The 10,489-nt window shown below is 70.5% G+C and carries 9 protein-coding genes; all 9 read right to left on the reverse strand.

Annotated elements, in window-relative coordinates; all coding sequences use genetic code 11:
* Window positions 1–535 precede the first annotated feature (535 nt).
* Window positions 536–1,465 (reverse strand): site-specific tyrosine recombinase XerD, encoded by a 930-nt coding sequence (gene xerD, locus E3O67_RS07030; protein ID WP_241982055.1) that lies wholly within the window; start codon window positions 1,463–1,465, stop codon window positions 536–538.
* A 145-nt stretch (window positions 1,466–1,610) separates the two neighbouring features.
* On the reverse strand, window positions 1,611–2,297 hold the full coding sequence (locus E3O67_RS07035) for an NUDIX domain-containing protein (protein ID WP_370260315.1): 687 nt from the start codon (window positions 2,295–2,297) through the stop codon (window positions 1,611–1,613).
* 3 nt (window positions 2,298–2,300) lie between these two features.
* Entirely contained in the window at window positions 2,301–4,022 is a 1,722-nt protein-coding gene (locus tag E3O67_RS07040) for a CTP synthase (protein ID WP_194088567.1), read from the reverse strand.
* Window positions 4,023–4,033: 11 nt separating this feature from the next.
* The gene (gene recN / locus E3O67_RS07045; RefSeq protein WP_135102325.1) at window positions 4,034–5,731 is read right to left on the reverse strand and encodes a DNA repair protein RecN; all 1,698 of its coding nucleotides are present in this window, start codon (window positions 5,729–5,731) and stop codon (window positions 4,034–4,036) included.
* 9 nt (window positions 5,732–5,740) lie between these two features.
* Window positions 5,741–6,661 (reverse strand): NAD kinase, encoded by a 921-nt coding sequence (locus E3O67_RS07050; RefSeq protein WP_135102326.1) that lies wholly within the window; start codon window positions 6,659–6,661, stop codon window positions 5,741–5,743.
* Entirely contained in the window at window positions 6,658–7,464 is an 807-nt protein-coding gene (locus E3O67_RS07055) for a TlyA family RNA methyltransferase (RefSeq protein WP_134431859.1), read from the reverse strand. The genes E3O67_RS07050 and E3O67_RS07055 overlap by 4 nt, the downstream gene beginning before the upstream one ends.
* Before the next feature lie 95 nt (window positions 7,465–7,559).
* Window positions 7,560–7,730: a hypothetical protein gene (locus E3O67_RS16890; RefSeq protein ID WP_166787029.1), complete on the reverse strand. Its 171-nt coding sequence runs from the start codon at window positions 7,728–7,730 to the stop codon at window positions 7,560–7,562.
* Window positions 7,731–7,740: 10 nt separating this feature from the next.
* A complete protein-coding gene (locus tag E3O67_RS07060; RefSeq protein ID WP_135102327.1) occupies window positions 7,741–8,772 on the reverse strand; it encodes an HAD-IIA family hydrolase in 1,032 nt (343 codons plus the stop codon).
* Window positions 8,747–9,820: a hypothetical protein gene (locus tag E3O67_RS07065; RefSeq protein WP_174776805.1), complete on the reverse strand. Its 1,074-nt coding sequence runs from the start codon at window positions 9,818–9,820 to the stop codon at window positions 8,747–8,749. Before E3O67_RS07065 ends, E3O67_RS07060 begins: the two co-directional genes overlap by 26 nt.
* Window positions 9,821–10,489: the final 669 nt, after the last annotated feature.

The raw sequence follows: 10,489 nt of genomic DNA on the forward strand, positions 1-10,489 counted from the left end.
CTGCCCCCGCTGCCCGCGCTGCCCCCGCTGCCCCCGCTGCCCGCGCGGCTCCGCGCGGCGGACCCGCGGACCCGGCGGCAAGTGTTGCCGTTCCGGACGACTGTTGCCGGTACACGGGCAACAGTCGTCCGGAACGGCAACAGTCAGCCGCGAGCTCGAGGGACGGGGCCCCGAGGTCCGGCCGGGTCAACCACTGACAGGGACGCGCGGGTGGCTTCGCTCCCCCGCCGAGGTGCCGCACCGCGAGCGGGGGCGGCTGGTGGCATCCGTCGACACGTGACTGAGGAGAAAGTCGCGACACGCCGGGTTCCGCAGCCGCTCGAGCGGCGTTTCTCGAGAGACTCCGGCGTTAGCGACGGTGACGGATGCCCGCGAGCCAGGTCGCAGGTCAGGTCACCGGGTTTCGACAAGCTCAACCACCGGCGGGGCCAGGTCGCAGGTCAAGTCACCGGGTTTCGACAAGCTCAACCACCGGCGGGGCCAGGTCGCAGGTCAGGTCACCGGGTTTCGACAAGCTCAACCACCGGCGGGCCGCTCAACCACCGGGCGGCGGCTCGACCGGCGGGGCGGGACGAGAAACCCGCGCCCGGGGATGCGCGGTCGTGTACATGTCGCGGAGGGTGTCAGCGGTGACGAGAGTGTAGATCTGGGTGGTGGCCACCGAGGAGTGTCCGAGCAGCTCCTGCACCACGCGCACATCGGCCCCGCCCTCGAGCAGGTGCGTCGCGAAGGAGTGCCGCAGTGTGTGCGGCGACACGTGACCGTCGAGGCCGGCACGTTCGGCAGCCGCCCGGATGATCAGCCACGCGTTCTGCCGGCTGAGCCGTTTGCCGCGCAGACCCAGGAACAGGGCCGGCGTCGCCGGTCCGCGGGCGGAGAGCAGCGGCCTCCCCCGCACCAGGAACGTGTCGATGGCCGTGCGCGCGTAACTGCCGACGGGCACGATGCGCTGCTTGTCGCCCTTGCCGGTGAGGCGCACCACCTCGGGATCGAGCACGTCGTCCACGTTGAGGTTGACCACCTCAGAGACGCGGGCGCCCGTGGCGTAGAGCAGCTCGAGCAGAGCCTTGTCGCGCAGGTTCGCCACGTCGTCGCCGTCGGTCGCCGCGAGCAACAGGGTGACCTGCTCGATCGAGATGGCCTTGGGCAGCCGGGTGCCGAGCTTCGGCGGCTTGGACTCGTGCGCGACATCCGTGTCGACCACGCCTTCCTCGAGCAGGAAGCGGTGGAACCCGCGCACCGTCGAGAGGATGCGCGCGATCGACGCCGCGGTCAGCGGCGACTCCTCGCGGGAGCCCAGGAACCGCACGTAGTCGGAGATGTGCTGCCGGGTCACGTCGGCCAGCCCGGTCAGGTGCGCGTCCGCCAGCCACCGGCTGTAGATCGCCAAGTCCCGCCGGTAGGCGGCCACCGTGTTGGTGCTCAGGCCGCGTTCGATCGCCACATGCCGCAGATACGAGTCCACGGCCGCAGCAACGGCCGCACCTGCCGCGTCCCGCGACGCCGGTACGCTCGCACCAGCGCTGCCCCTGGCAGGAGTTGCCCCACCATCGGCAGCATCAGGCACACCGTGGCCGGAACCGCTCACATCGATGGGCGAGGCCAACCGGTCACACCGTGTGGTCCCAATTGACCGGATGCCGCGGCCACGGCGCATCCGCTGCCCCGAGGGTGCTCCACCCGCGGGACCGGGCCGTCTGGGCGGCAAGCGCGCCGATCACCAGCGACGGGTTCTGCACCCGGCTGGCCAGCACGGCGTCGACGCAGTCGTCCAGCGGAACCCAGCGCACCTCGATGTCGGCTTCCTCCTCGGTGCGCTCGAAGACCTCCCGGGCCGCGGAGAGGCCGCGAGCCAGGTAGATTCGGATGACCTCGTTGCTGCCGCCGGGTGAGGTGTAGAACTCACCGAGCATGTTCCACTCGGTGGCGACCAGGTCGGCCTCCTCGGCCAGCTCCCGCTGCGCGCCGACGAGGGGGTGCTCGCCGGCTTCGTCGAGCAGCCCGGCCGGCAGCTCCCAGTCGCGCACGCGCACGGGGTGCCGGTACTGCTTGATCAGCAGCACGCGGTCCTGCTCGTCGAGGGCGAGGATCGCCACGGCGCCCGGGTGGTCCAGGTACTCGCGCACGATGCCGGAACCGTTGTAGCCGAAGGTGTCCCGGCGGACATCCCAGACCTTGCCGTCGAAGACGATCGCGCTGGCCGAGACCGGCGCGAACGCCGGCTCATCCGCCAATGGGGCGGAGGCGGACTCGGCGGACTTCTCGGCGGTCACACTGTCAGCGGATGCAGAGGTCACGACTCAGGCTTCTTCCTTGGTTTCGACCTCGAACAGGCGGCTGGCCTGCTGACGGTCCAGGGCCGCGCTGATCAGGCCTCGGAACAACGGATGCGCGTGACTGGGCCGGCTGCGCAGCTCCGGGTGAGCCTGCGTGCCCACGTAGAACGGGTGCTCCTCGCGCTTCAGCTCGACGTACTCGACCAGGTGGCCGTCGGGTGACGTTCCGGAGAACCAGAGGCCGGCATCCGCGATCTGAGAGCGGAACGCGTTGTTGACCTCGTAGCGGTGACGGTGACGCTCGGACGCCTCGGAGGCGCCATAGAGCTCGGCCACGAGGGATCCCTCGGCCAGGGCGGCCGGGTAGAGGCCCAGTCGCATGGTGCCGCCCAGGTCGCCGCCGGCGATGATCTCGACCTGCTCTTCCATGGTCGCGACCACGGGGAACTCGGTGTCCTCGTCGAACTCCGACGAGGATGCACCGGTGAGGCCGGCCTTGTTACGGGCGTATTCGATCACCATGCACTGCAGGCCGAGGCAGAGGCCGAGCACGGGGATGCCGTTCTCGCGGGCGAACTTGAGGGCGCCGAGCTTGCCCTCGATGCCGCGCACGCCGAAGCCGCCGGGAACGCAGATGCCGTCGAGCTCGCCGAGCAGGCGGTTCGCGCCCTCCTCGGTCTCGCAGTCGTCGGAGGCTATCCAGGTGACTTGGACCTTCGTCTGGTTCGCGAACCCGCCGGCGCGGAGCGCCTCGGTGACGGACAGGTAGGCGTCGGGCAGGTCGATGTACTTGCCGACCAGGCCGATGGTGACGGTGTGCTGGGGCTCGCGCACGGCGTCGAGCACCTTCTGCCAACCGGACCAGTCCACGCTGGTGACGGGCAGGTCCAGGTGGTCGGTGATGTACTTGTCGAGGCCCTGCTCGTGCAGCATGGTGGGGATCTCGTAGATGCTCGGCACGTCGACCGCGTTGACCACGGCGTCTTCGTCGACGTCGCACATCAGCGCGATCTTGCGCTTGTTCGAGTCGGAGACGGGACGGTCGCTGCGCAGCACGAGCGCATCCGGCTGGATGCCGATGGAACGCAGGGCGGCAACCGAATGCTGGGTGGGCTTGGTCTTCTGCTCCCCCGCGGCGCCGAGGAACGGCACCAGGGAGACATGCACGAAGAAGACGTTGTTTCGGCCGAGTTCGTGGCGCACCTGGCGGGCGGCCTCGAGGAACGGCTGGGACTCGATGTCGCCGACCGTGCCGCCGATCTCGGAGATGATCACGTCGGGGCGCAGTTCGTCGCTGGCCTGCAGGCGCATGCGGCGTTTGATCTCGTCGGTGATGTGCGGGATGACCTGCACGGTGTCGCCGAGGTACTCGCCGCGGCGTTCCCGGGCGATCACCTGCGAGTAGACCTGACCGGTCGTGACGTTCGCGGCCTGGTTCAGGTTGATGTCGAGGAACCGCTCGTAGTGCCCGATGTCCAGGTCGGTCTCGGCGCCGTCGTCGGTCACGAAGACCTCGCCGTGCTGGAACGGGTTCATCGTGCCCGGGTCGACGTTGAGGTAGGGGTCGAGCTTCTGCATGACCACGCGGAGACCGCTGGCCGTAAGGAGATTGCCGAGGCTGGCCGCCGTCAGGCCCTTGCCCAAAGAAGAAACGACACCACCGGTCACAAAGATGTGCCGCGTCGTGTCGTTGCGTACTGATTCGTCCGTGCTTTTATTTTCCACCACGGGCTTCGACTCTAGCAGTGCGGGCAGACCTAACGGTTGGCGCGGGCAAGGTTCATGAGCTCCCGGGCGTGTTCGAGTCCGCTCGCGGAATCGGGCAGACCGGAGAGCAGGCGGGCCATTTCCGCGGCGCGCTCGTCGCCCTGCAGCTGGCGCACGCTGCTGGCCGTGACGGAACCGTCGCTGTCCTTCACGACGCTGAGGTGGTTGCCGGCGAACGCGGCCACCTGGGCGAGGTGGGTGACCACGATTACCTGGGCCGTCTCGGCGAGCCTGGCCAGGCGGCGGCCGATCTCGATGGCTGCGGCGCCGCCCACGCCGGCGTCGACCTCGTCGAAGACGAAGGTCGGCACCGGGTCGGCCTGGTTGATGACGACCTCGATCGCCAGCATCACCCGGGACAGTTCGCCACCGGATGCCCCGCGCGCCAACGACCGGGGCTCGGCTCCCGCGTGCGGACGCAGCAGGATCTTCACGAGGTCGCGTCCGGCGGCGGTGATCTCGGCCCGGTCGTCGACCTCGACCAGCAGCGACGCGTTCGGCATGGCCAGGGCCGCCAGTTCGACGGTGACGGCTGCTCCGAGGGCCTCTGCGGCAGCGCGACGGATGCCGGTGAGTCGGTCGGCGAGGTCGTCGGCGGTCTGGCGCGCGGCATCCGTTTCGGTGCGGAGCAAGTCGATGCGGTCGGAGTCGCTGTCGAGCTCGAGCAGTCGGGCGCTGCCGGTGTCGAGGAAGTCGATGGCCTCGTCGAGGCCGCCGGCGTACTTGCGGGCCAGCCCGGTGAGCACGGCGCGACGCTCCTGCACCACCTCGAGTTCACGGGCGCCGTCGGCGTCGAGGGCAGCCAGGTAGCTGGAGAGCTGCGCGGCGATGTCGGCGATCAGGAAGCCGGCGTTCGCGAGGGCCTCGGCCAGTGGCGGCAGGGCCGGGTCGTGCTCGCCGGCCCGTTCGAGCTGGCGCCGGGCGGAGTCGAGCAGCGCCACGGCGTCGGGCAGGTCGTCGGGGTTCTCCTCGGCGGAGAGCAGTTCCCGGGCCTGGGCGGCCGCGACGCGCAGCTGCTCGAGGTTGCCGAGACGTTCGGCGCGTTCGCCGAGGGCATCGTCCTCGCCGCGCTGCGGGGCGACGAGTTCGATCTCGTCGATCGCGGCACGCAGCTCGTCGGCCTCGCGGGCCCGCTGGTCCTGCTCGTCGACGAGTCGTTCGAGGTCGGCTTGGTGACCCTGCCAGCGGTGGTACTCCGCCTGGAACAGGTCGAGGGTGTCGGCGAGCGTCGGCCCCGCGAAACGGTCGAGGGCGGCGGCTTGGGCGACGGCCGAGCGCAGGCGCACCTGGTCGGACTGGCCGTGCACGACAACGAGGTCGCCGCCGAGGTCGCTGAGCACCCCGGCGGGGGCGCTGCGCCCGCCGACCACGGCCCGGCTGCGGCCCTCCGCGGAGACGGAGCGGCTGAGGATGAGTTCGGGTCCGTCGAGGTCTCCCCCGGCGTCGCGCACGCGGGTGGCGACGGTGCCGTCGGCGGGGATCAGCCAGCGGCCCTCGACCCAGCTCTGCGGCTGGCCCTGGCGCACCAGACCGGGGTCGGCGCGCTGGCCGAGCAGTAGCCCGAGCGCGGTGACGACCATGGTCTTGCCGGCGCCGGTCTCGCCCGTCACGGCGGTGAAGCCGGGGCCGAGCGGGAGGGTGGCTTCAGCAATGACGCCGAGGTCACGGATGACGAGTTCCTCGATCATGCGGACCGCCTATTCACGGCCGACCGGGCCTCTCCAGCCCGTGACGGGCAGGTTGAACTTGTTGACCAGACGGTCGGTGAACGGGCCGCTGTGCAGGCGGGCCAGACGCACCGGAATCGGTGACCGGCGCACGATCACGCGCGAGCCAGGTGGCAGGTCGCGCACGCGGCGGCCGTCGGCGCAGAGCACCGCGGCCCCGCCGGTGCGGGCGAGCACCTCCACGGCGAGCGAGGAGTCCGGGCCCACCACGAGCGGGCGGGCGAAGAGGGCGTGGGCGCTGAGCGGCACGAGCAGCAGCGCGTCGAGCGTCGGCCAGACGATCGGGCCGCCGCCCGAGAAGGCGTAGGCGGTGGAGCCCGTGGGCGTGGACATCACCACTCCGTCGCAACCGAAGGAGGAGAGCGGGCGGCCGTCAACCTCGATGACGACCTCCAGCATCCGTTCCCGGCTGGATTTCTCGACCGTGGCCTCGTTCAGCGCCCAGGTCTCGTAGATCACCTCGTCGCCGAGCTTGACCCGAACGGCGAGGGACATGCGCTCCTCGACCAGGTAGTCGCGCAGCAGAGCGCGGCGGACCGCCTCGCCCAGGTCGTCGCGTTCGCTCTCGGCGAGGAAGCCGACGTGGCCGAGGTTGATGCCCAGCAGCGGGGCGGAGCAGCCGCGCACGATTTCGGCGGCGCGCAGGATGGTGCCGTCGCCGCCGAGCACGATCACAAGTTCGAGTTCGGTGGTCGCGATGCTCTCGTGCAGGATCGCGAGCCGGTCGTCGAGGTCGGGGCAGTGCGCGAGCAGATCGGCGCGCTCGTTGCGGGCCAGGACCGGCACGGCTCCGGCGGCCAGCAGCTGCTGGCAGACGGTGACCGCGGCCTCGAGGGAGTCCGTGCGGCCGGTGTGCGCGACGACGAGGATGTTGCGTGCTGCTGCACTCATTTAGTCACTCCCACCAGCGCCGTTGTGCGTTCGATCCATTCTGTCGGATTGCTGCCGACCGCGCTCGACAGCCAGCACAGGTACTCGCGGTTTCCGGCGCCGCCGGCGATCGGCGAGGCGATCAGGCCGTTCGTCCTGAGGCCGAGGTCCCAGGCCGCCCAGAGCACGCCGGCGATCGCGTCGGCGCGCAGGCCGGGATCGTGAACGATGCCCTCACGGATGCTGCCCTTGCCGACCTCGAATTGCGGCTTGATCAGCAGCACAAAATCGGCCCCCTCGGCGGCGGTCGCCACCAGGGCCGGCAGCACGGTGGGCAGGGAGATGAAGGACAGGTCCCCCACGACCAGGTCGGCCCGCTGCGGCACGCCGGAGGCGGCCGCGATCTTCTCGGCCGTGGCGTAGCGCAGGTTGAACCCCTCGACGAGCACGAGCCGCGGCTCGGCCGCCAGCTGCGGGGCCAGTTGCCCATGCCCGACGTCGACCGCGATGACCTGGTCGGCGCCGCGTTCGAGCAGCACCTGGCTGAAGCCGCCCGTGGACGCGCCGGCGTCGAGCACCGTGCGGCCCTCCACCGGAATGGCGAAGGCGTCGAGGGCGGCGATGAGTTTGTGGGCGCCGCGGCTGACGTAGTGGTCGGTGGCCGCCACCTCGATCAGCTGGGTGTCCCGCACCTTGGCGGATGCCTTCACAACGGGTCGGCCGTCGACCGTGACCAGTCCGGCCACGATCAGCTGCGCGGCCACGGTGCGGGAGCGGGCCAGGCCGCGCTCGGCGAGGGCCGAATCGAGGCGCTGGTCGGGCATCCGGTCACCGGTGACACTGGGGTCGGACGCGCTCGTGTCTGCGGGGCCGTCAATCGGGGTTGCAGGGCCGTCGTTCGGGGTTGCGTCGAATTCCGTCATGAGTGGCTCGCCCGGGGAACGTCTCCGCCTTCGAGGTGGTCCCGCAGCCCGTCGTGCTCACGCGCGTACGCCGCGGCGCGCTCCTCGAGGGGCAGGTCTTCGATCGCGGTGAGCCGCGGGGGAAGATCCCGGGTCACGTCGTCCGTCGTCATTCGGGGCTGATTCACCCTCTCCACGTTACCGTCCGAGATACAGTCGCTCCGGAACATTGAGTCCGTAGATGGGCCGACCGGATGCCCAAATCACGGCGCAGGCGGCGCGGAGCAGGTTGATCGCCCCGTCACCCTCGGCCACGATCGTGACGTCGGTGCCGACGATGCGCACCGTCGCCCCGCTGACCGTGGCGGAGGAGCCATCCTTGGAGAACACCGTCTCGGGATAGGGCTCATGCAGCTGGCGCAGGTCGTCGAGGAGGTAGGTCGGCCGCGACTTGGCGTCGGCGGCCAGCGCCTGCTTGGCCTTGTCGATGCCGGTGAGCACGAGCACGGCCGGGATGCCGGCGCGATTCGCGCCAAGGATGTCGGTGTCGAGGCGGTCTCCGATGAACAGGGGCGCATGGGCCGCGAACCGGGTGATGGCCTCGGTGAAGATGGCCACCTCGGGCTTGCCGGCCACGATGGGCAGGCGTCCGACGGCGATGTGCACGGCGGAGACGAGGGTGCCGTTTCCGGGCGCGATCCCCCGGGCCACCGGGATGGTCCAGTCGGTGTTCGTGGCGATCCAGGGGATCTCCACGCCGTCGTCGTTCGAGTGCAGGGCGAACGCGGCCTCGGCCAGGTCCTTCCAGCCGAGATCGGGCGAGAAACCCTGGATCACGGCCGCCGGAGCATCGTCGGCCGAGCGGGTGACGACGAAGCCGCCCTTTTCGACCTCGGTCAGGAGACCTTCGCCTCCGATCACGAGGATGCGCGAGCCGGCCGGCACCTCATCCGCAAGCAGCCGCACGGCGGCCTGCGGCGAGGTCACGACATCCGTCGCCACGGTGTGCAGGCCAAGCTCGGAGAGGTGGTCCGCCACGGACTGGTCGGTGCGGGACGCGTTGTTGGTGAGGTAGCCCACCCGCACGGTTTCGGCCGCGCGATTCAGGCTCTCGACCGCGAACGGGATGGCCGACGGACCGGCGTAGACCACGCCGTCCAGGTCGGCCAGCACCACGTCGACGCCGGTCAGCGGGGTGACCGACTCACCCACGCGGCGACGCCTCAGCATCGTGCTCCGCCTCGTCGTCGGTAGAGACGGCGGCGTCGTCTTCGTCGGCGCCAGCGGCGTCGTCAGCGGCGTCGTCGGCGGCGGCATCTTCGTCGGCGTCAGCGGCGTCAGCGTCTTCGTCTTCGTCAGCAGCAGCATCGTCGGCGTCGTCGTCGTCAGGGGCGTCGTCGTCAGGGGCGTCGTCGTCAGGGGCGTCGTCGTCAGGGGCGTCGTCGTCAGGGGCGTCGTCGGCGGCCTGGCCCGCGAACTCATCGTCGGAGACATCGGTCGCGTCGTCGTCGAAGTCGATATCGTGTTGGTCGTCTTCCTCGTCGGACTCTTCCTCGTCGATCTCGAGGATCTCCATGGTCTCGTCGAACGCGGTCTCGCCAGAGACGGCGGCGTCGGCCCGTTCGGCCCGCTCGTTCCACAGTTCGGCCTCGTCGTCGCGGCCCAGCTCGCCGAGAACCTCGGCGTAGGCGGCGAAAAGCTCGGCGCTGTAGGAGAACGCGGTCTTCGGGTTCAGCTGCGGGATCTCGAGCTCGCTGAGAGCGGCCTCGGTCTCGCCGAGGTCCAGTCGGGCACCCGACATGGCGATCGCCAGGGCAACCTGAACGGATGCCGGCAGCGAGGCGCGCTCGACGGAACGTCCCAGCTCGAGCGCCCGGTCCGGGCGGCCCACGCCGCGTTCACTGTCCACCATCAGCGCGAGCTGATCGTTGGAACCGGAGATGCGGCGGTAGGTGCGCAGTTCCCGCAGCGCCAGGGCGAAGTCGCCCGTGGCGTACGCGGTGATCGCGAGGCTCTCGCGTACCACGGCGATGCGGCCGGCGCGCCGGGCGGCGCTCATGACGTGACGGTGTGCCAGCTCGGGGTCTTCCTCGATGACGCGGGCTGCCATGGCCAGGTGGCGGCCGACGGCTTCGGCGTTGTCCTTACTGAGGGTCTTGAGCTCGTTGCGGGCGATCCGGTCGAGGTCCTGCGACGTGATGTCGTCGGGCAGTTCCGGGTCGTCGTGGCGCGGGCGCACCGACCGGAGCTCGCGCTGCATGCGTTGCTCTTCGGTCATCTCCTCTTCGACGACACGGGCATCGCGGTCACCGCGGGCCGGGGCACCGTCACGAGTCCACAGCTTCTTTCCGGCGTCACCACGCGGGGCGCCGGCGCGGTTCGGCGAACCGCCGCGCTGAGTCCACGGCTTGTCGCCGCCCTGCTGCGGGCGGTCGCTGCGCTCGGGACGGGTGCCGTCCTTGGCCCAGGGCTTGCGCTCGCCGTCGCCGGAGGGACGGTCAGTGTTACCCCGGTACGGAGGACGCTCCCCACCCTGCTGCGGACGCTCAGAGTTACCCCGGTACCCACCGGTGGAGGGGCGCTCGGAGCCGCCGCGGTACGGAGGGCGCTCTCCACCCTGCTGCGGACGGTCCGAATTGCCACGGTATCCCCCGGCGGCGGGACGGTCCGAATTGCCCCGGTACGGAGGACGCTCACCACCCTGCTGCGGACGGTCCGAATTGCCACGGTATCCCCCGGCGGCGGGACGGTCCGAATTGCCACGGTACGGAGGACGCTCACCACCCTGCTGCGGACGGTCCGAATTGCCACGGTATCCCCCGGCGGCGGGACGGTCCGAATTGCCCCGGTACGGAGGACGCTCACCATCACGCTGCGGACGGTCCGAATTGCCACGGTACGGAGGACGCTCACCCTGCTGCGGACGGTCCGAGTTGCCACGGTATCC

The organism is Cryobacterium sp. TMT3-29-2, from assembly GCF_004564305.1.
Lineage (GTDB): Bacteria > Actinomycetota > Actinomycetes > Actinomycetales > Microbacteriaceae > Cryobacterium > Cryobacterium sinapicolor.

Coding starts and splice junctions, on each gene's coding strand:
- E3O67_RS07050 (WP_135102326.1), bottom strand. CDS start 6,661: ATGAGTGCAGCAGCACGCAACATCCTCGTCGTCGCGCACACCGGCCGC.
- E3O67_RS07055 (WP_134431859.1), bottom strand. CDS start 7,464: ATGCCCGACCAGCGCCTCGATTCGGCCCTCGCCGAGCGCGGCCTGGCC.
- recN (WP_135102325.1), bottom strand. CDS start 5,731: ATGATCGAGGAACTCGTCATCCGTGACCTCGGCGTCATTGCTGAAGCC.
- E3O67_RS07065 (WP_174776805.1), bottom strand. CDS start 9,820: ATGACCGAAGAGCAACGCATGCAGCGCGAGCTCCGGTCGGTGCGCCCG.
- E3O67_RS07060 (WP_135102327.1), bottom strand. CDS start 8,772: ATGCTGAGGCGTCGCCGCGTGGGTGAGTCGGTCACCCCGCTGACCGGC.